Below are 20,609 nucleotides of genomic sequence, written 5' to 3'. Positions count from 1 at the left end.
GAGCCCATGCCTATCCGTCTAAGCCAACTCTTCCTTCGCACACTACGAGAAGACCCTTCTGACGCTGATGTTCAAGGTCACAGGCTGCTACTTAGAGCAGGATATATAAGACGCGCAGCTCCAGGTATTTACACCTGGCTTCCGCTGGGGCTTATGGTCAAGGCCAAGATTGAAAAAATTATCCGCGAAGAGATGGCGGCTGCCGGTTCGCAGGAAGTGTTTTTCCCAGCTCTTTTGCCAAGAGAACCATATGAGGTAACCGGTCGCTGGAGCGAATACGGTGATAACTTATTCAGGCTCCAAGACCGCAAAAAAGCCGATTATCTGTTGGCTCCAACCCATGAAGAAGTATTCACCCTCTTGGTGAAAGATCTTTACTCGAGCTATAAAGACCTTCCGCTTTCTTTGTATCAAATACAAAACAAGTATCGCGATGAGGCAAGGCCTCGTGCTGGATTGCTGCGCGGTCGCGAATTTGTCATGAAAGACGCTTACAGCTTCGACGTAAACGACGAAGGGCTGGAAGTTGCTTACCAAGCTCAACGCGCCGCCTACGAGCGCATCTTCACCAGGTTGGGTGTGGAGTACGTAATTGTGAAAGCAGACGCTGGAGCAATGGGTGGATCTAAATCAGAAGAGTTCCTATCGCCCTCACCAATTGGTGAAGATACTTTTGTTCGATCTGCCGGCGGTTACGCGGCAAACGTTGAAGCGGTCAAGAGCGTTGCACCTGAGGAGATTGATTTTTCTAAGTTACCTGCGGCTCAAGTTAACGCTTCACCGAATACACCAACGATTAAAACTCTCGTGGAGTTAGCTAACTCCAAGGTCAAAAAACATGATGGCTCGAATTGGAGTGCAGCTGACACCTTGAAAAATGTTGTCCTAGCTGTCACCTCGGCCGAAGGTAAAACCGAAATTGTGATTGTCGGTATTCCAGGAGACCGTGAAGTGGATCAAAAACGCGCTGAGGCGTTCTTTGGAACCGACCAGGTAGCTCAAGCAACCGATGAAGATTTTGCCAAGCACAAAGTGCTTGTCAAGGGATACATTGGCCCAACAAAGTCAGGCGCTCAGTTCCTTGGTGCAAAAGCTACATCTGGCATCAAGTACCTAGTTGACCCGAGGGTAGTCAAAGGAAGCTCTTGGGTAACTGGAGCTAACGAAAACGAGAAGCACGTTTTTGGTTTGGTTATGGGTCGCGACTTTATAGCTGATGGAATTGCTGACATCGCGGAGGTTCGGGCAGGAGACTTGGCCCCAGATGGCTCTGGTGAGCTGGAGCTTGCAAGAGGTATCGAAATTGGTCACGTCTTCCAGCTGGGTAGAAAGTATGCCGAGGCGCTTGACCTCAAAGTATTGGACGAAAACGGGAAGCTCGTAACTGTCACCATGGGCTCCTACGGAATCGGCGTGACGCGCTTGGTTGCAGTTTTGGCCGAGGCCAATAACGATGACAAGGGTCTTATCTGGCCTCAATCGGTAACCCCTGCTGATGTGCACGTGGTTGCAGCCGGTAAAGACGATGCAGTTTACGAAGCAGCGGAGAAGCTAGCTGCTGAAATTGAGAGCACTGGAAAGACAGTTTTGTTGGATGATCGAGCCAAGGTCTCTCCTGGAGTTAAGTTCTCGGATGCTGAGTTGATCGGAATTCCAACTGTGGTGATTGTTGGTAAGGGTCTTGAAACTGGCGAAGTTGAACTATGGAACAGAAGGACTGGGGAAAGAGCAGCTATCAAGCTAGACTCTGTTTTGTCTGCAGTCAAATAAGAACTTTTGGAGGTGTTGCAAGTGGACATCGACCTAAGTGTTCTGAAAAACATTGAGCGCGAGAACGAGATTCCTTTCAAGGAGCTCGTTGAGATCATTGAAGCCGCCGTGCTAGCCGCCTACCACCGCAACATCGGTAATACCGATAAAGCCCGCGCCCACCTTGATCAACAAACCGGCCACGTTCTTATCTTCACTGCCGTGCTCGACGAAGAAGGTAATCAAACTGGAGAAACCGAGGCCACGCCTGATAACTTTGGTCGAATTGCCGCAGGCGCCGCCAAGCAGGTAATTGCCACCAGATTGCGGGAGATTAACGACGAAGGTGTCTTTGGTGAGTTCAAGGGCAAAGACGGAGACATCGTTGCCGGAACAATCCAGCAGGGGCAGCGCCAATACATGGTTTATGTTGACCTGGGCTCGATTGAGGCCATCATGCCCCCAGAAGAGCAAGTTCCCGGTGAGGAATATACCCACGGCAAAAGAATTCGTGTTTACGTAACCAGCGTTTCCAAGGGCACCAAGGGCCCTCAGGTTACTGTTTCTAGAACCCACCCGGGTTTAGTTAGAAAACTCTTTGCACTTGAGGTCCCAGAAATTGCTGAAGGTGTAGTTGAGATTGTTTCGGTTGCCAGAGAAGCAGGGCACCGCACCAAGATTGCCGTCCGAGCAAAGGACCCTGCCATTAATGCCAAGGGAGCCTGCATTGGTGAACTTGGCCAGCGGGTTAGAGCCGTCCAGTCCGAGCTAAACGACGAGAAGATCGACATCGTGGACTATTCCGAGGACCTGACGGAGTTTGTCACCCAGGCTTTGTCCCCAGCCAAGGCATCGAGTGCTTACATGATCAATGCCGAAGAGCGCCAGGTGCGGGTTTTGGTGCCTGATTTCCAGCTCTCGCTCGCTATCGGCAAAGAGGGTCAAAATGCCCGCCTGGCTGCCAAGTTGACCGGGGCCAAGATTGATATTCAGCCCGACAGTATTCTCGAAGGCGACTAGAGCGCTTTAGCCCTTTGGGGCTAGAATAGGGAAAGAATCAATCAGAGATTTGGACCAAAAAGTTCCGAACTTCTGGTTTGTGAAGTGAAATAACTAGAACAGGTAGAAAAGATGTTGGCAAATAAATGAGTAGCTCGAAATGAGTATCCAACAGCTTTAATGGCCTGCCCTGTTTGGGAAGGCCCAGACAGGAGAAGTAAGTGGCGCTACCACGTGTTTACGACGTAGCTAAAGAACTTGGCATTGACACCAAGGTGGCTTTGGCCAAATTAGAAGAACTTGGCGAATACGTCAAATCTGGATCTTCAACAATCGCACCCCCAGTGGCTAAGAAGCTGCGCGCTGCGTTTCCTGACGCCAAGCCTAAAGAGAAAAAAGTGGCCAAACCCAAAGCCGCTCCAAAAGCAAAAGCTGATGCTCCAGCTGCAGAAGAGACAGTTGCTCCCGCTGAACCCACAAAAGAAGTAAAGCCAAAAACTTCTCGTCTTGCTCCAAGTTCAATTACAGACGCTCCGAAAGAGCCAAAAGTTTCTCCAACCACTCCGGGTATTCCAAGACCTGGAAATAACCCATTTGCATCCAGTCAGGGAATGGGAATTCCTCGTCCAATGACAAGACCTGGAAACAATCCATTCAATGCCTCACAAGGTATGGCAAGACCCGGGACAGCGCGACCTGGCGCAGCTCGACCTGGATCTAGACCAGAAGGCGGCGAGTTCAGACCAGGTAGTTCAAGACCAGGTGGTGCCTCAGGCGCACGTCCAGGATTTGGTGCTGCGAAACCTGGATTGGGTGGCGGTGCACCGGGAGGTTTCCCAGGTCGTCCTTCAGCGGGTGGAAGAGGTCGCGGTGTTGGCGGCGGAACAGCTGGTGCTTTTGGTAAAGGTGGCGCAAGAGGTCAATCTAAGGCCAGAAAATCAAAGCGCGCTAAGAGAGAAGAATTCGAACAAAGAAGCATTCCAAGTCTTGGTGGAGCAGTTGTTCCAAGAGGAGATGGCACAACAGTAATCAGATTGCGCCGCGGAGCTTCGATTCAGGACTTTGCCGACAAGATTGATGCCAATGCCGGTCAGCTAATCACAGTGCTATTTGCACTTGGTCAGATGGCAACAGCTACCGCGTCGCTTGATGAAGAAACTTTCCAGATTCTTGGAGATGAGCTTGGTTACAAGATTGAGGTTGTTTCTCCAGAAGACGAAGAGCGCGAGCTATTTGAGGGCTTTGGTCTGGATGTTTCGGCTGATTACGACGATGAAGAAGCAGATCTTGTTAGTCGCCCACCGGTAGTTACCGTTATGGGTCACGTTGACCACGGAAAGACTGCACTGCTGGACTCAATTCGTAACGCCAACGTCCAAGCTGGTGAGGCTGGCGGAATTACTCAGCACATCGGTGCCTACCAGGTGCACACCACCCATGAGGGTATCGATCGCGCCATTACCTTTATTGACACCCCAGGTCACGAGGCCTTCACAGCTATGCGAGCTCGTGGTGCTCAGGTAACTGACATCGCAATCTTGGTTGTTGCAGCTGACGATGGCGTTATGCCACAAACCATTGAGGCACTAAATCACGCCCAGTCTGCAGGGGTGCCAATTGTGGTTGCCATAAACAAGATTGATAAAGAAGGTGCGAACCCAGACAAGGTCAAGCAGCAGCTCACCGAGTTCAATCTGGTTGCTGAAGAGTATGGCGGTGACGTCATGTTCGTACCAGTGTCTGCCTTGAAGAAGCAGGGAATCGCTGAACTGTTGGACGCAGTGCTACTTACTGCTGACGCAGCACTTGATATGCGCGCGAACCCAAACAAGGACGCTCGCGGTGTTGCTATCGAAGCAAACCTGGACAAGGGCCGTGGAGCGGTTGCAACAGTACTAATTCAGTCGGGAACTTTGAGCGTTGGTGACTCCATTGTTGCGGGAAGTGCTCACGGTCGTGTTCGCGCGATGTTCAACGAAGACGGCGAAGCAGTAGAGCAAGCCACACCTTCTAGACCGGTTCAGGTACTAGGTCTACAAAGTGTTCCTCGCGCAGGTGACACCTTTGTTGTTACCGAAGATGAGCGCCAGGCAAGACAAATTGCCGAAAAGCGTGAGGCAGCGGATCGAAATGCACTGCTAGCCAAGACAAGAAAGCGCGTCAGCCTCGAAGACTTTAGCAAGGCGCTCGAAGACGGCAAGGTCGAATCACTCAACTTGGTTATCAAGGGAGATGTTTCCGGTGCCGTTGAGGCCTTGGAAGACTCGCTACTCAAGATCGAGATCGACGATTCCGTTCAGCTTCGTATTATTCACCGCGGTGTCGGTGCTGTTACCGAGTCTGATGTGAACCTAGCAACTGTTGATAATGCAATCATCATCGGATTTAACGTTCGCCCTGATAACAAGGCGAAGGAAAGAGCCGACCGTGAGGGTGTTGACATCCGTTTCTACTCGGTGATTTACGCAGCTCTAGAAGACATCGAGAAGTCCCTCAAGGGCATGCTCAAGCCTGAATACGAAGAGGTTCAGCTCGGAACAGCTGAAGTTCGCGAACTATTCAAGTCCTCCAAGGTGGGAACAATCGCTGGATCGATTGTTCGATCTGGATCAATCAAGAGAAATGCTCTGGCCAGGGTGCTTCGTGGCGGCGAGGTCATTATCGACAACGTCAAGGTCGAATCGCTCAAGAGATTCAAGGACGACGCGAGCGAAGTCAAGACCGACTTCGAGTGTGGAATTGGTCTTGCTGGATTCAACGACTTGCAACTCGAGGACATCATTGAAACCTTCGAGATGCGTGAGAAGCCTAGGGTCTAGAAATGGTCGATGTAGCTCGCGCTCGCAAGCTCGCCGAACGTATCAAGGTTTTGGTGGCAGAGTCTTTGGAGAAAACCGTGAAAGACCCAGATCTGGGTTTTGTCACACTCACCGAAGTAAAAGTGACTCCAGATTTACAGCATGCACAGATCTTTTACACCGTGTACGGCTCCGATGAGGACCGCGCCAGATCAAACGAGATCATCAAAAGAAACACCGGTCGTGTCCGTGGGGACGTTGGGCATAACCTCTCTATTCGCTTGACACCGACTCTCGAATTCATTGCCGATGAACTTCCTGAAAATGCTGCTCACCTAAACGATCTACTTGCAGAAGCCAGAGCCAGAGATGCTCAGGTTGCCAAGATTGCAGCATCAGCTAACTATGCGGGGGAGCTAAACCCTTACAAGGAACCAAAGATCCAAGAAGATCAGGACTAATCTTGGCAACCCCAGGTTTGGTTTTGATTGATAAACCAACTAGCTGGACCAGCCATGATGTTGTTGCCAAAGTGCGCAAGGCGGTTGGGACTAAAAAAGTCGGCCACGCTGGAACTCTTGATCCACTAGCAACTGGGCTATTAGTTCTTGGCATTGAATCTGGAACCAAACTACTTACCTTTTTGGTCGGTGCCGACAAAACCTATGAAGCAACCATTCGCCTGGGCCAGCAAACGATTTCCGATGATTCCGAATCTGAAGTAATCGCCTCCGCCAGCCCAGATGAAATAGCAAAACTGAGCGATGAGGATATCGTGCGTGAAATTGCCAAGCTAACTGGCGTCATCATGCAAACCCCATCTTCGGTCAGTGCCATAAAGATAGACGGCAAGAGAGCCTATGACCTTGTTCGAGCGGGTGAACAAGTCGAGCTCAAAGCTCGTGAGGTAACCATCTACCGCTTCGAAATGCTGTCAGTGGCTAGAGTTTCTGGATTTTTGGATGTGCAAGTTAAGGTGGAGTGCTCTTCTGGAACCTATATCCGAGCCTTGGCTCGGGATATTGGTGCCTCTTTGGGTGTTGGTGGTCACATCACGGCACTTCGCCGAACCAAGGTCGGCCATTTTGACGTAACTGAGGCCAACTCGATTGAGGAACTGGGTGAATTACGGCTAACAGAGTTAGCTACGGCTGCTAAGCAATTGTTTCCAGTGATTCAGCTAACGGATTCGGAAGTTACAGATTTGATTCATGGCAAGCGAATCTCAGGAAAACCAGAGGTTGCTGGCCTAGCTGCAGGGCTGTCAATGTCAGGAAAACTAGTTGCTGTCCTGGAGAGTGTGAAAACTGACTTAAAATCAGTTGTGGTCTTCCAAGGAGCAATAAATGATTGAGTGGTTCTATCTAGCGCAGCTCTGGGTCGCCGTGGTGGCGGGGATCTTTTCCGTAACTCTTGGCGCGATAAAGAAGCTGCCGAGTCTGTGGAGCATTGGATCGCTAGCTCTTGTCTTACTTGGGCTTATCGGCCAGTTCGCAGTTTCCATTGTTGTGGTGAGCGGAGGAGCGAGTGCAGCTCTTGATACCGTCGAGTACTTCGCCTACCTACTGGTAGCAATCATGGTTCCTATCGGAGCAGGCTTCTGGGGTCTGGTGGAAAGAAACCGCTGGTCAACAATGATTCTGGGTGTTGCCGCCCTAACTGTTGCCGTGATGCTAGTTCGCATGCACCAAATCTGGACCGGCAGTTACTAACAAAGAAAGAGTAAGGCTCCTAGATTGACTAAATCTTCAAGATCGCTTGGCGTTGGCAGACTGCTCATTTTGGTTTACGCAGTCTTTGCAGTTTCGTCAACGGCTAGGGCTAGCTTTCAAGTCATTACCAAATTCGAACAGGCACCATTGGCGTATTCACTATCACTACTAAGCGCTCTGGTTTACATCCTCGCAACCGTTTCGTTGGCTAGGTCTGGAACGACCTGGAACAAAGTTGCGATTGGGGCTGTTGTTTTTGAACTGGTTGGAGTACTAAGCGTTGGAACGTTTTCTTTTGTTGCACCAGAGCTTTTTGATCACGCCAGTGTTTGGTCAGGCTTTGGTTCCGGCTATGGCTACTTGCCACTGGTTCTTCCGGTTCTTGGTTTGATTTGGATTCAAAAAGCAAAACGAGGCAACTAGCTTGCAGACTTACTCAGTTCTTTCAGATGTTCCATCCGATATCGGAAAAACAGTCGTAACCATTGGCAAGTTTGACTGCCTACATTTGGGACATCAGTCCTTGTTTTCAAACTTGATTGAAGCCGCCAAAGATCAATCACTAGTGCCAACGGTTGTGACTTTTGACAGGCATCCTGACCACCTGCTTCGCCCTGATCGGGCAAAGTTGCCAATCATTGGTAAGACTCAAAAGCACTCGATTATCGAATCTCTCGGCGCAGCGGTATTAGTTGAGCTCGAATTTAATCAAGCACTTGCGAGCAAAACCCCTGAGCAGTTTGTGAAGGAAATCTTGGTTGATACCTTGCACGCCCAGGTCGTTATGGTGGGCCAAGGGTTTAGATTCGGCGATCAAGGTTCGGGGGACACCCAGACCCTTCGAGAGCTGGGTCAGCAATATGGCTTTAGTGTTTCGGAAGTGAAGCCAATTGAAATTGATGGCGAGACCGTCTCCACTACCAGAGTAAGAAACCTCTTAGACGAGGGAAATGTTGTGGCTGTAGCCAAGCTGCTTGGAAGAGTGCATGTGGCGGTCGGTGTTGTTGAGCATGGATTGAAAATTGGTAGAGAAATTGGCTTTCCAACGGCGAACTTGTCGCGCGAGGCAGAAGGTTATCTTCCTCTAGATGGCGTCTACTCCGGATGGTTAGTTTCCGAAGGCATCAGGTACCCGGCAGCCCAATCGGTTGGAATCAACGAGACTTTTCAAGCCGTACCAAGGCTGGTGGAATCGCACGTCTTGGATGAAACCGAGCTTGATCTCTACGACAAGGTCGTGACTTTGGAGTTTATTGACTTTGTTAGACCCGTTGAGAAATTTGATGGCGTTGACTCACTTGTTGCCCAAATCAATCTAGATTTAGAGGTAGTAAGACAACAGTTAGGAATGAAATGAAAGTAACTTTTGCTGGAGCCGTAAAATCGGCATTCGTGAATTTCGCACAGTTTCGTGGTGTGAGCAGCAGGGCTCAGTATTGGTACTTCGTGCTATTCAGTGTTTTGATGGCCCTTGTTCTAGGAACTATCGATTCGGTTTTTTGGCCACCAGTTGAAACCGATGATGTGCTGGTAGCGCTAAATCAGCCAACCCCTTTTTCTAACATCTTCGCAATTGTCATACTGATTCCATCTCTTGCTGTAACTTCGAGACGAATTCGCGATGCCGGCTGGTCGGGTAAGTGGCTGTGGTCCTTATTGTTGCCAATTGTTCCTTTTGTCTTTGGCGTCGTTGGAGTTATCAGCTACCTTGACAACGTTGTTACCCCGACTCTAGAAGATCTGGCTAGCTTGATTGCCTACTTCGCACCGGCTGTTCTTTTGGCCCTAATGGTCCAGATTTTCCTACTGGTTCTGTGCCTGCGAGCTAGTAAATCCAAGGAAGACGGCAACCGCTACGCAGAGTAGATTCTTGGGCTGGCGTCAGGGCAGCTTCCTAGAGTAAGCTTTTGGGGTTGCCGTGTATCGGCCGCGGATAGATAGAGCAAATAACGTCATGTTTTTTGCGCCGCGCAGCGAATAGAAGGAAGACACCATGTCATTAGATGCAAAAGTAAAAAACGACATTATTCAGCAGTATGCAACTCACCCAGGTGACACCGGTTCTCCTGAAGTTCAGATTGCTGTATTGACCCAGCGCGTCAAGGATCTAACCGAGCACCTAAAAGAGCACAAGCATGACCACCACTCTCGTCGTGGACTGCTACTTCTAGTAGGTCAGCGCCGCAGATTGCTTGGATACTTGCAGAAGGTTGAAATCGGTCGCTACCGTGCTCTTATTGAGCGCCTAGGTATCCGCCGCTAACTAGCAAAACCCTGTTGTTCACCTAGATTCCTAGGCAAAATTGCCCTGCCCTGTTAGGCTCGTAGCGAGCGATGAGGATAGGTTTGCTGGTCCTCGGTGGTGGATCTTGGGAAAACCCAAGTTTTTCTACTGACGATCAGGCACGCTTTTCAAGTCTTGAAAAGCAAAAAATCTCTCGCCTCATTCTCGCTATGCGCATTTACCCAACAGTTGGGTGAAATTAGTGCGCATTACAAGAACAAAGAGGAGGGACCATGGAAGGTCCAGAAATTAAATCAGCCGAAGCAGTAATTGACAACGGCAAGTACGGAAAGCGAACCATTCGCTTTGAAGCTGGAAGACTGGCGCAACAGGCGCAAGGTTCAGCAGCTGTCTACCTAGACGGCGAAACAATGCTCTTTTCGGCCACTAGCGCAAGCAAGCAGCCAAAGGATCAGTTCGACTTCTTCCCACTAACTATCGACGTTGAGGAAAGAATGTATGCCGCGGGACGCATCCCGGGCTCATTTTTCCGCCGTGAGGGACGTCCATCAACCGAGGCTATTTTGGCATGTCGACTAATCGACCGCCCACTTCGCCCATCGTTTGTTGATGGCCTAAGAAACGAAATTCAGGTTGTTGTGACAGTAATGTCCATCGAGCCAGATGAGCTCTACGACGTAATCGCTATCAACGCAGCGTCTATGTCAACCCAGATTGCTGGATTGCCATTTTCTGGCCCAATTGGTGGAGTGCGAGTAGCACTTATCGATGGCCAGTGGGTTGCCTTCCCTAAGCACTCTCAGCTAGAGCGCGCAGTATTCAACATGGTTGTTGCTGGTCGTCAGATTATCGAAGACGGCAAAGAAGACATTGCAATCATGATGGTTGAAGCCGAAGCGTCAGAAAACGCTTGGAACCTAATCAAGTCTGAAGGTGCAACCGCTCCAAGTGAGGAAGTTGTATCTGAGGGTCTGCTTGCTTCTAAGCCTTTCATAATGCAGCTAATCAAGGCTCAGCAAGAACTTGCCAAGGTGGCATCTCGTGAGAGTGCCGACTACCCAGTGTTCTTGCCTTACACCGATGAGTTCTACGCGTTGGTTGAGAAAGAAACCGAAGCAGAGCTAGCCAAGATCTACCAGGTTGCTGACAAGCAGTCTCGTCAGGATCAAGACGACGCTTACAAGGCTTCTGTCAAAGAGAAGCTCGCTGCTTCAGTTTCTGAAGAAGACATGAACATGTTTAGCGCCGCTTACAAATCTGTAACCAAGAAGGTTATGAGAAAGCGCGTATTGGAAGAGGGAATCCGTATTGACGGACGAGGACTTCGCGACATCAGAAAACTAGATGCAGAAGTTGCCGTAATTCCTAGAGTTCACGGATCTGCAATCTTCCAGCGTGGCGAGACTCAGATTCTTGGAGTTACCACCTTGAACATGTTGAAGATGGAACAGCAGATCGACTCACTGTCACCTGTGAAGACCAAGCGCTACATGCACAACTACAACTTCCCACCTTACTCAACCGGTGAAACCGGAAGAGTGGGAACCCCGAAGCGACGTGAGATTGGTCACGGTGCGCTCGCAGAGCGTGCCCTAGTGCCAGTGCTACCAGCTAGAGATGAATTCCCATACGCAATTCGTCAGGTATCTGAGGCACTTGGTTCTAACGGATCGACCTCGATGGGTTCTGTTTGTGCTTCTACTCTTGCACTGCTCAACGCGGGTGTTCCACTTCGCGCAGCGGTTGCAGGTATCGCAATGGGTCTGATCTCAGATCAGATCGATGGCAAGACCCGCTACGCGGCCTTGACAGACATCCTTGGTGCAGAAGATGCATTGGGAGATATGGACTTCAAGGTTGCCGGTACCAGTGAGTTCATCACTGCAATTCAGCTAGATACAAAGTTGGATGGAATTCCAGCCTCGGTTCTAGATGGAGCGCTACTGCAAGCCAAAGAAGCAAGACTCAAGATTCTTGATGTCATGAACCAGGCAATCAGCTCCCCAGACGAAATGGCGCCAACCGCGCCACGAGTAATCGCGGTGAAGATTCCTTTGGACAAGATCGGTGAAGTTATCGGCCCTAAGGGCAAGATGATCAACCAGATTCAAGATGAAACCGGAGCTGACATTTCCATTGAAGACGATGGAACTGTTTACATCGGTGCCGTTGACGGACCTTCTGCAGAAGCTGCTAAGGCTGCCATCAACGCGATTGCTAACCCACACGTTCCAGAAATCGGAGAGCGATTCCTAGGAACTGTTGTGAAGTTGGCAACCTTCGGAGCCTTTATTTCCTTGGTTCCTGGTCGCGATGGACTGCTACACATCTCAGAGCTCAAGAAGATGGCCGGTGGCAAGCGCGTTGAGAACGTTGAAGACGTTCTTGAGGTAGGCCAGCGCATCCAGGTTGAAATCTCCAAGATTGATGACCGCGGAAAGCTATCGCTTTCTCCAGTTGATACCGAAGACAAGTAACTCCAGGGATACATGACTGAAGTATTGTTCCCATTAGGACAATCTGATTTATCGTTCACCGCTTCGGGGGGCACTTCTGTTCGCAGAAGTGTCCTCCCAAGCGGTGTTCGCGTCTTAACGGAGCAAGTCCCGGGAGCTCAGAGCGTTTCTGTTTCTTTCTCTGTGGCCGTTGGCTCTAGGGACGAAACCAATAACCATTTTGGAAGCACGCATTTTCTTGAACACCTTTTGTTCAAAGGCACCAAGAAAAGAACTGCGCTAGATATTGCGGTAGCTTTTGACTCAGTTGGTGGCTCATCGAACGCCTCGACCGGTAAAGAGCACACCTCTTACTACGCAAGAGTTCAGGACAAGGCGCTACCTATTGCGGTGGATGTAATCGCCGACATGCTCACTTCGAGCCTTATTGATTCAACCGAGTTCGAGAACGAACGTCCGGTGATTCTTGAAGAACTTGCCATGAACGATGACGATCCACACGATGTGGTGCACGAAGAGTTTTCTACCGCGGTTTTGGGAGATCACCCACTGGGTAGGCCAATTGGTGGAACTCAAGAGACCATATCTGCCGTCACCCGAGATGCGGTCTGGGAGCACTACCAGCAAAACTATCGCCCACAAGATCTAGTGGTCGCAGCAGCCGGAAGCGTCGATCACCAAGAACTAGTGAAGTTGGTTGAGCAAGGCTTACTTGCTGCCGGTTGGGACCTATCGATTGCGGCTGAACCAGTAGCGCGAAGGTTGCTTCACCCAGCGAAGATTTCACGCGGGCTAAAGATAAAGGTAATAAACCGTCCAATCTCGCAAGTTAACATCTTGGTTGGATCTGAAGGCTTATCGGTAGATGACCCGAGGCGCCACGCTATGGGAATTCTGAACACAGTTTTGGGTGGCGGAATGAGCTCGAGGCTATTTCAAGAGATCCGTGAAAAGCGCGGCCTTGCTTATTCGGTTTACTCTTTCAACCAGGGTTACTCGGATGCCGCAACATTTGGTTTGTATGCGGGCTGCTCAGCCGCTAAAGCTGTTGAAGTGACTTCCTTGATGCTCGAAGAGCTAGAAAAGGTCGCAACCGAGGGTATTACAAAGGCAGAACTTGAACTTGCGCAAGGAAATATCTCAGGCAGCTTGGCGCTGAAGTTTGAAACCAACCAGGCAAGAATGTCACGCCTAGCTACCGCGGAAATCGTATCTGGGGAGTTTATGGACCTGGATGAGTCGCTTTCTCGTTTCGAGCACGTGAGCTTAGAAGAAGTTCAGTCCTTGGCGGCCGAATTGGTTTCTCGGCCAAGATCCTTAGTGGCTGTTGGCGATGTTGATCAGGCCATGTTTGATCAATTTGTAAGTTAGCTCAAGGTAAGTTTAAAACTGTGAGCACAAGCGTAAGCCTGATAGGCGCCTCCGGTCGAATGGGCCAACTCACACTCGGCTTGATTGAAAAAGACGCTTCCTTTACCCTGCATAGCGCTTTGGGTTCGGGCAACTCCTTGAACGAGGCCATTGGTGCTGATTTAGTAGTTGACTTTACGAATCCAGAAGTTTCCGAGCGAGTGGTTGATTTCGCAATCGACAACAACTTGAGGCTCTTGGTTGGAACCAGCGGTTGGAGTAAAGAGAAGATTGATCGCGTTAGAGCCAAAATGGTTGGAACATCGGCGGTTGTTGCAATTGTGCCGAATTTTTCAATTGGTTCTGTTCTAGCAACCAAATTTGCTGCCGAGGCAGCCAAGTATTTTGACGGGATTGAAATCATCGAGACTCACAACGTCACAAAGATTGATGCACCTTCAGGCACCGCCCTTTACACCTCCCTTGCAATATCAGAGGCTAGAAAAGGAAAGCCTGCTTCTGAGCAAACGGGTGCAGATAAAGACCCTTTATTCAACGGAATTCCGATCAAGAGTGTTCGGCTTCCAGATAAGCACGCTGAACAGGAAGTAACCCTCACTGCTGCCGATGAGTTTCTCTACGTTCGTCACGAGGTTACCTCTCACGAGGTCTACGCCAAGGGCATCTTGCTATCAATGCATAAGGCCATGACACTTTCTGGACTGAGTGTTGGCATGCTGGATCTAATGGAAGAGAACTAGCTTGACCTCTGCAAAACTTGGGGCAATTGTCATGACTGGCCTACTGGGTGTTTATCTCACCTTGGTGGGAGAGCGCTCTTTAGCACTTATTGGCTCGAGTGAGCCAGTTGCGGTAGCTATTGGATCGTTGATGCTATTTCTTCCAGCGGTTGCGGCTTGGGGAATATTTTTAGAGCTTAGATTTGGTTTGAGGATTGAAAAACTCGGCGAAGCTCTAAAGCAAGAAAACGCCTGGCCACGTTTTGAGTTCGAGCTTCGACCAAGCGGTCGCCCAACAAAGGATTCTGCTGAAGCAATCTTTGGCAAGTATCGCGAGATAGTTGAAGCCGACGAATCTAATTGGAGAACCTGGTTCGCGCTAGGCCTTGCCTATGATGCAGCGGGGGATCGGGCTAGAGCCCGAAAGGCGATGCGGCAAGCAATCGCCCTCGGACGAACTAGCTAACTTTTTGAAGGAATAACGCCAATTCTTTTTAGGCCTAGGTAAATCTGGCAACCGAGGCAGTATGCAAACACTGCGTTAAGAAATGCTGCAGTGAATGCGGCTGCCGCTGCAACTGGCAAAGCGTAGGTAACACCTAGAAGGTGTAGGACCAGTCCGGTTCCAGTAACAATTAGCCCGACGAACTGCGCGAAGTGCACAGGTGTTGCGTTCTCAAGTGCGGTAGGCGGCTTTAGCGCTGGTCTAACTAGATACTTGAATATGTAAGAGTACGGATGCTTAGCTGGGCCTACAGCGGTTCCGATTGTGAACATCGCTACTGAGAAAATCATGATTCCCAAAGCTAGGTTGATAGTTTCGGCAGCAAGGCTTAGGTAAATAACCAAAACCATAAGTACTGAGGTTATTGCGGCGCCAAATCTAGGACCCCTTGGGTCGATCCCCTTTGGCGCAGACGGTTGGTTTGATGTGCTCATTTGATCTCCAGTTTCTCTAGTTCTTGTTGGATTACGTTTATTTTTGGTGCTCCACCAATTCGGGCTTGAACCTTACCGGTTCGATCCAGAATCAAGGTTGTTGGGGTTTGCATGACATTGAAGTGAGCTGCCAGATCCATTCGGTCTGTTAGGTCAACCTCTATATGAGTTAGATCTGGGTTTTTTGACTCCAGTTCTTTGAAGTATTTGGCGGTCTGAACACAGATTGAACAAACCTCGGTAGAAAACTGCAACAAGGTTGCCTTTTTTCCAAAGCTGGTAACGGGCTGGCCAGCCCTGGTTGCCTTGAGTTTGCCAAGATCGACAATTTCTCCCGAGCGAACCAGCTTGGCTCGGCCTGTTCTTGCTCGCCACCAGAATCCTGCTGAGAGCGCGACCAACACCAGTGCTGCGATGATGGTGATTCGAAAATCCAAGGCGTCCTCAATCCGTAGTTCTTGGTACTCCTGTAGTCAACTTGGTTAGGGTTCGGATTATGCCCGATATTCGAGAAATTTTTCGGGCTCACGAGGGACCTTGCCAGCTCCCAGCAAGGTTCTAGATAGGCTGGTCAAATGTCCGAAGTAGTCTTTAGATCCGATGTCACGGTCGAATTAGTCCGATCCAACGCCAGTGACCAGGACGTCTTGTTCGCCGCCAGGGTTTCAACCCAGGGCGAGCAATCCCTTGAGGCGGCAACAGCCAACAAGGACGCTGAGGCTGACTCTCGTGACCGAGGGCTAATTAACTATCTAATGCGGGATCGCCACGGTTCTCCGTTTGAGCACAACTCCATGACTTTTTATGTTCAGGCACCAATTTTTGTATTTAGAGAATTCATGCGTCACCGAATCGCGAGCTACAACGAGGAATCGGGTCGCTACAAAGAGCTTTCTCCAGTGTTTTACATTCCAGGACCAGATCGTAACTTGGTCCAAACTGGGAAAACTGGTCACTACGAATTCTTACCAGGATCAGCGGAGCAGGTTGCCCTAGTGGAGCAAGAATCTAGAACTGCTTCAATTAGCGCCTACGAGTCTTATCAGAGAATGCTGGAGGCAGGAGTAGCCAGAGAGGTAGCTCGCATCGTGCTACCGCTAAATATATATTCGAGCATGTATGTGACTATGAACTCTCGTGCCCTGATGAACTTTTTGAGCCTTCGGACCAAGCGCGAAGGCACCCACTTCCCATCTTTCCCTCAGCGTGAAATCGAAATGTGTGCTGAGAAGATGGAAGATTTCTGGGCCAAGCTCATGCCATTTACCTACGAGACATTCAACCAAAACGGTCGAGTAGCACCCTAACTTAGCTCTGAGCTATGGTTTATCCATGGCTAAAACAAACCAAGGCATCTTCGGGCAAGTGCTCGTAGCGCTTGTGACGCCTATGACCCCCGAGGGTGAGGTCGACTGGGATTCTGTCGAAAAGCACATGGATTATGTGATCTCCAATGGTGCAGATGGAATTGTAGTGACTGGAACTACCGGTGAAACCAGCACACTAACTGACCCAGAAAAAATCAAGCTCGTTGAAGTTGGAAAATCAGTAGCTTCGGGACGAGCAAAGATTATTACCGGCGGTGGCTCAAACGAAACGGCACATGCCATGCAGCTTTACAAGGCAAGTGAAAAAGCTGGAGCCGATGGCGTAATGATCGTCACCCCTTATTACAACAAGCCAACCCAGGCTGGAATTTTGACTCATTTCCGCCTGATCGCGGATTCAACTGATCTGCCGGTTATCTTGTATGACATTCCAGGTAGAACCGGCGTTGCCATTTCGCAGCAAACTTTCCATAGAGCAGCCAAGCACCCAAACATCATTGCGGTAAAAGACGCAGTGGGCGATCTAGCTCAAGCGTCGAGATTGATGAATGAAACAGATTTGATGTATTTTTCAGGCGATGATTCCAACATTTTGCCGCACCTATCTATTGGCGCTACCGGTTTGATTGGCGTGACAGCAAACGTAGCCCCCGCTGCGTATCGAGAATTGGTTGATGCCACCAACCGCAATGATTTCAATCACGCGCTAAGCGTTCACAATGCACTCGAACCACTGCAGCGAGCCATAATGACTCACGTTCCAGGCACCGTGGCGGCAAAGTATGTCTTGGATGGCCTAGGCATGATTTCATCAGCCCGTGTTAGATTGCCTTTAGTTGGACCAGAAGATGACGAGGCTGCTCGCATTGAAGACGGAATAGAGAAAGTCGGCACTGTGCCAGGACTTTCCTTTGAGAACTTTAGACCAGATAGAAACGCTGCCGCTGGCGGTGCTTTGCCTAAGGTGGCAGGCACAACCCGCTAAAGCAAGAAAGTAGAACCTGTGGTTCAGACCCTGCCGTTACCGGCAAAGCTTCAAAAAGATGTCATGAGAATTATTCCACTCGGTGGAATTGGTGAGATCGGTCGTAACATGACTGTCTTTGAAATCAACGGCAAGATACTCATTGTTGATTGCGGCGTGCTGTTTCCCGAAGAGAACCAGCCAGGAGTGGACGTCATCCTGCCTGACTTTGGATACCTTCGCGATCGGCTAAATGACATCATCGGATTGGTTTTGACCCACGGCCATGAAGATCACATCGGGGGAGTGCCATATCTACTTCGCCTAAAAGGTGATATTCCAATCATCGGCTCTGCGCTAACTTTGGCTTTTATCGAAGCCAAGGCCAAAGAGCACAAGATGAGTCTTTTCACTCACACCGTCTCCGAGGGAGACGTAGAGAAGATGGGTGATTTTGAACTCGAATTTATTGCCGTAAATCATTCGATTCCCGATGCGCTTGCTGTAGTAATTCGCTCCAAGGCTGGAACAATTTTGCACACTGGAGATTTCAAGATGGACCAGATTCCACTTGATGGCAGGTTGACAGATCTTCGGGCTTTTTCTCGCATCGGTGAAGCCGGCCTGGATTTGTTTTTGTGTGACTCGACCAACGCTGATGTTCCTGGCTTTACTCCTTTGGAAAAAGACATCGGCCCGGTTTTAGAAGACATAATTGGTCGGGCCAAAAAGAGGGTAATTGTTGCCTCTTTTTCCTCACACGTTCATAGAGTCCAGCAGGTTATCGATGCAGCGGTGCATAACGGTCGCAAAGTTGCGTTGGTTGGAAGATCGATGGTTCGCAATATGCATATCGCCAGCGAGCTTGGTTACCTAGATGTTCCTGATGGCGCGCTTATTGAATTGAAAGATGCACTAAGTCTTGATCCAAGCCAGGTAGTGTTCATGTCCACCGGTAGCCAGGGTGAACCGATGGCGGTTCTTTCTCGCATGGTGAATCTGGAGCACGACATTGAAATTGCCGAAGGTGACACTGTTATTTTGGCAAGCTCATTGATTCCTGGAAACGAAAACGCGGTTTACCGAATAATTGATGGCCTTACCAAACTCGGCGCCAATGTGATTCACAAAGGTAACGCCAAGGTTCACGTCTCGGGTCACGCAGCTGCTGGAGAGCTACTTTATGTTTACAACATCTTGAAGCCTAAAAACGTTATGCCGGTTCACGGTGAGTATCGCCACCTGATAGCTAACGCCAAGCTAGCGGAGCAAACCGGGGTCAAGCCAGAGAACATTATCTTGGCCGAGGATGGCTTTGTGATTGATTTAGCCAACGGGGTTGCCAAAGTGGTCGGCGAGGTTGAATGTGGATTGCTGTTTGTAGACGGTAAGACGGTTGGAACCATCACCGAGGAGGATCTAAAAGATCGTCGCATTCTTGCCGAAGAAGGATTTATCTCAGTGTTTGTGGTTATTGACCCACGGACCGGTTTGATTACCGCAGGGCCAGAGATTAGAGCTCGGGCATTTGCGGAAGAAGATCACGTTTTTGATGACGTGAAGCCCCAGATTGAAAAAGCTCTGCTACTGGCTGCGAGAGAGGGAATCAAAGATACCCATCAGTTGCAGCAGGTGATTCGTCGAAGCGTCGGAGGCTGGGTTTCCAAAGCTCACCGCAGACGCCCGATGATCATTCCGGTAGTTATCCACGGCTAGCCGCCTAGGTTACGCGGGTTTTGGCTAGGCCGCTAGTAGTTTAAAAGTCATGGCAACTCGAAAATCGACTCCTGCGTCTAAGCGCGCCACGGCCAAAACCCAGGTTCTTGGCTCGGCTAAGTCGGCAAAGCCTGAAGTTTCTCTAACATCCAGGTTTTATCTGGCCCTAGCCCACGGGTTTGGTGCCACAGCAAGGGCTTTTTCGCATGAGAAGTTAGCCAAGGAAGATCGTCGTGATGGGCCGCCATTTTTCATGTCGCTGCTTGGTGTTCTTGGGATTGTCTTTAGCTGGTTTCTGATTCAGGAGCCTTGGGCACAGTTATTGCATGCCTGGACCTTCGGGATGCTCTTTGGCCCGGTGGCTTTTGTGCTGCCGGTGATAATGATTGTTTTTGCTGTCTATTTGGCTAGGCACCCCTCAACCACTCGGGACAATTCGCGAATTGGAATTGGCCTGTTCTTGCTACTAATGGTGGCATCAGGTTTTTTCCACCTATTTAGTGCTCAGCCCCAACCAACCGATGGGGTAGTAGCCCTTAGCGAAGCCGGCGGACTGCTTGGCTGGCTAATTGCCATACCTTTCTTGTCCACTATGTCTATATGGGGAGCGGTTCCAGTTTTGGTGCTGTTTGGCTTTGGTTCGATTTTGATTATGACCAGGACCGCTCCCAACAAGATTGGTGAGCGGCTTGGGGAGCTGTATGAGTATCTGTTTGGTTCTGCTCTTGAGAAAAAAAGCCAAGACGATAGCGAATTGGAACTGCACGATGCCTTTGATGGCACCAAGGCACCTTGGTGGAGAAGATCCAAAAAAGACGACAACGCTTATGACTCCGCTCTTGTTGAAGGTACTGATCTAGTCCAGGGCATGCTCGAGCAAACTGAACCTGAGCAGGATTACGAGCTAGCCGATGAACCGCTGGATCCAGAAGTGTTATTTGATGAACCCGAGCAGGACTCTGAGCCGGTAGCGCCAGTTGGCAGGACCCAACGCGCTTACAAGCTTCCAGACCCATCTCTTCTTGGCCCAGGAACAATTCCAAAACTCAAATCCGAGGTCACTGACGAGGTAGTTGCATCGATTAGTTCAGTGTTCCAAGAATTCGATATCGATGCCACCGTGACTGGCTTTTCCAGAGGCCCAACCGTTACTCGCTACGAGGTGGAGTTAGCTGCCGGAGTCAAGGTGGAGGCTGTAACAAGGCTTGCAAGCAATATTTCTTATGCAGTTGCCTCTAACGAGGTGCGAATCTTGGCTCCAATTCCTGGCAAGAGCGCAATTGGAATTGAGATACCCAATACTGACCGTGAGACTGTTTCTTTGGGCGATGTTCTGCGCTCGCAAAATGCCAAGTTGTCAGCTCATCCGCTGACCATCGGTATCGGTAAAGATGTCGAGGGTGGCTACGTGGTGGCCAACTTAGCCAAGATGCCACACCTTTTGGTAGCTGGTGCAACCGGTGCCGGTAAGTCCAGTTTCGTAAATGCGATGATTACCTCCATCCTGATGCGGGCAAAGCCCGCTGAGGTGAGGCTAGTTTTGATAGACCCCAAGCGTGTGGAGCTTGCTGCCTACCAGGGAGTTCCCCATCTGATTACACCAATTATTACCA

General features: G+C 49.9%; 20 protein-coding genes. 18 read left to right on the top strand and 2 right to left on the bottom strand.

Features of this window, described 5'->3' with window-relative positions; translation table 11 throughout:
• Window positions 1–6: 6 nt before the first annotated feature.
• From AC9UES_RS00635 to AC9UES_RS00570, 14 genes are all read left to right on the top strand, one after another.
• Window positions 7–1,770 carry a proline--tRNA ligase gene (locus AC9UES_RS00635; protein ID WP_509525635.1) on the top strand — a complete coding sequence of 588 codons (1,764 nt, stop codon included), beginning with the start codon at window positions 7–9 and terminating at the stop codon, window positions 1,768–1,770.
• Between the two features lie 21 nt (window positions 1,771–1,791).
• A complete protein-coding gene (gene nusA, locus AC9UES_RS00630) occupies window positions 1,792–2,769 on the top strand; it encodes a transcription termination factor NusA (protein WP_509525633.1) in 978 nt (325 codons plus the stop codon).
• Window positions 2,770–2,969: 200 nt separating this feature from the next.
• On the top strand, window positions 2,970–5,567 hold the full coding sequence (gene infB, locus AC9UES_RS00625; RefSeq protein WP_509525630.1) for a translation initiation factor IF-2: 2,598 nt from the start codon (window positions 2,970–2,972) through the stop codon (window positions 5,565–5,567).
• A 2-nt stretch (window positions 5,568–5,569) separates the two neighbouring features.
• A complete protein-coding gene (rbfA, locus tag AC9UES_RS00620) occupies window positions 5,570–6,007 on the top strand; it encodes a 30S ribosome-binding factor RbfA (RefSeq protein WP_509525627.1) in 438 nt (145 codons plus the stop codon).
• A gap of 2 nt (window positions 6,008–6,009) precedes the next feature.
• Complete coding sequence (truB, locus tag AC9UES_RS00615) at window positions 6,010–6,900, top strand: tRNA pseudouridine(55) synthase TruB (RefSeq protein ID WP_509525625.1); 891 nt, start codon at window positions 6,010–6,012, stop codon at window positions 6,898–6,900.
• The gene (locus tag AC9UES_RS00610; RefSeq protein ID WP_509525622.1) at window positions 6,893–7,258 is read left to right on the top strand and encodes a hypothetical protein; all 366 of its coding nucleotides are present in this window, start codon (window positions 6,893–6,895) and stop codon (window positions 7,256–7,258) included. The genes truB and AC9UES_RS00610 overlap by 8 nt, the downstream gene beginning before the upstream one ends.
• A 24-nt stretch (window positions 7,259–7,282) precedes the next feature.
• On the top strand, window positions 7,283–7,681 hold the full coding sequence (locus AC9UES_RS00605; protein ID WP_509525619.1) for a hypothetical protein: 399 nt from the start codon (window positions 7,283–7,285) through the stop codon (window positions 7,679–7,681).
• A 1-nt stretch (window position 7,682) separates the two neighbouring features.
• Entirely contained in the window at window positions 7,683–8,615 is a 933-nt protein-coding gene (locus AC9UES_RS00600) for a bifunctional riboflavin kinase/FAD synthetase (protein WP_509525616.1), read from the top strand.
• Window positions 8,612–9,124, top strand: coding sequence for a DUF805 domain-containing protein (locus AC9UES_RS00595; RefSeq protein ID WP_509525614.1), 513 nt, complete (start codon window positions 8,612–8,614; stop codon window positions 9,122–9,124). The genes AC9UES_RS00600 and AC9UES_RS00595 overlap by 4 nt, the downstream gene beginning before the upstream one ends.
• A 127-nt stretch (window positions 9,125–9,251) precedes the next feature.
• Window positions 9,252–9,521, top strand: coding sequence for a 30S ribosomal protein S15 (gene rpsO / locus AC9UES_RS00590; protein ID WP_509525611.1), 270 nt, complete (start codon window positions 9,252–9,254; stop codon window positions 9,519–9,521).
• 254 nt (window positions 9,522–9,775) lie between these two features.
• Window positions 9,776–11,980 (top strand): polyribonucleotide nucleotidyltransferase, encoded by a 2,205-nt coding sequence (locus AC9UES_RS00585; RefSeq protein ID WP_509525609.1) that lies wholly within the window; start codon window positions 9,776–9,778, stop codon window positions 11,978–11,980.
• Window positions 11,981–11,992: 12 nt separating this feature from the next.
• The gene (locus AC9UES_RS00580; RefSeq protein WP_509525606.1) at window positions 11,993–13,330 is read left to right on the top strand and encodes a M16 family metallopeptidase; all 1,338 of its coding nucleotides are present in this window, start codon (window positions 11,993–11,995) and stop codon (window positions 13,328–13,330) included.
• 20 nt (window positions 13,331–13,350) lie between these two features.
• Window positions 13,351–14,070, top strand: coding sequence for a 4-hydroxy-tetrahydrodipicolinate reductase (gene dapB / locus AC9UES_RS00575; RefSeq protein ID WP_509525604.1), 720 nt, complete (start codon window positions 13,351–13,353; stop codon window positions 14,068–14,070).
• Window position 14,071: 1 nt separating this feature from the next.
• Entirely contained in the window at window positions 14,072–14,515 is a 444-nt protein-coding gene (locus tag AC9UES_RS00570; RefSeq protein ID WP_509525601.1) for a hypothetical protein, read from the top strand.
• Here the strand turns inward: AC9UES_RS00570 and AC9UES_RS00565 are convergent.
• Both AC9UES_RS00565 and AC9UES_RS00560 read right to left on the bottom strand, forming a co-directional pair.
• Complete coding sequence (locus tag AC9UES_RS00565) at window positions 14,512–14,988, bottom strand: DUF4395 domain-containing protein (RefSeq protein WP_509525599.1); 477 nt, start codon at window positions 14,986–14,988, stop codon at window positions 14,512–14,514. The genes AC9UES_RS00570 and AC9UES_RS00565 overlap by 4 nt on opposite strands.
• Window positions 14,985–15,425, bottom strand: a complete 441-nt coding sequence (locus tag AC9UES_RS00560; RefSeq protein WP_509525596.1) for a TlpA family protein disulfide reductase — start codon at window positions 15,423–15,425, stop codon at window positions 14,985–14,987. Before AC9UES_RS00560 ends, AC9UES_RS00565 begins: the two co-directional genes overlap by 4 nt.
• Before the next feature lie 138 nt (window positions 15,426–15,563).
• Between AC9UES_RS00560 and thyX the strand changes: the two genes are divergently transcribed.
• The 4 genes from thyX to AC9UES_RS00540 all read left to right on the top strand — a co-directional run.
• Window positions 15,564–16,295 carry an FAD-dependent thymidylate synthase gene (thyX, locus tag AC9UES_RS00555; RefSeq protein WP_509525593.1) on the top strand — a complete coding sequence of 244 codons (732 nt, stop codon included), beginning with the start codon at window positions 15,564–15,566 and terminating at the stop codon, window positions 16,293–16,295.
• A 25-nt stretch (window positions 16,296–16,320) separates the two neighbouring features.
• On the top strand, window positions 16,321–17,301 hold the full coding sequence (gene dapA / locus AC9UES_RS00550) for a 4-hydroxy-tetrahydrodipicolinate synthase (protein ID WP_509525591.1): 981 nt from the start codon (window positions 16,321–16,323) through the stop codon (window positions 17,299–17,301).
• Between the two features lie 63 nt (window positions 17,302–17,364).
• Window positions 17,365–18,996: a ribonuclease J gene (locus AC9UES_RS00545; RefSeq protein WP_509525744.1), complete on the top strand. Its 1,632-nt coding sequence runs from the start codon at window positions 17,365–17,367 to the stop codon at window positions 18,994–18,996.
• 49 nt (window positions 18,997–19,045) lie between these two features.
• The coding region (locus tag AC9UES_RS00540) for a DNA translocase FtsK 4TM domain-containing protein (protein WP_509525589.1) at window positions 19,046–20,609 on the top strand (1,564 nt) is incomplete at its 3' end.

Origin of the sequence: Rhodoluna sp. (assembly GCF_044232805.1) — a bacterium.
Classification (GTDB): Bacteria; Actinomycetota; Actinomycetes; order Actinomycetales; family Microbacteriaceae; genus Rhodoluna.
The sequence above is the reverse complement of the archived record's forward strand: the minus strand, read 5'-3'. Positions and strand labels throughout refer to the sequence as shown.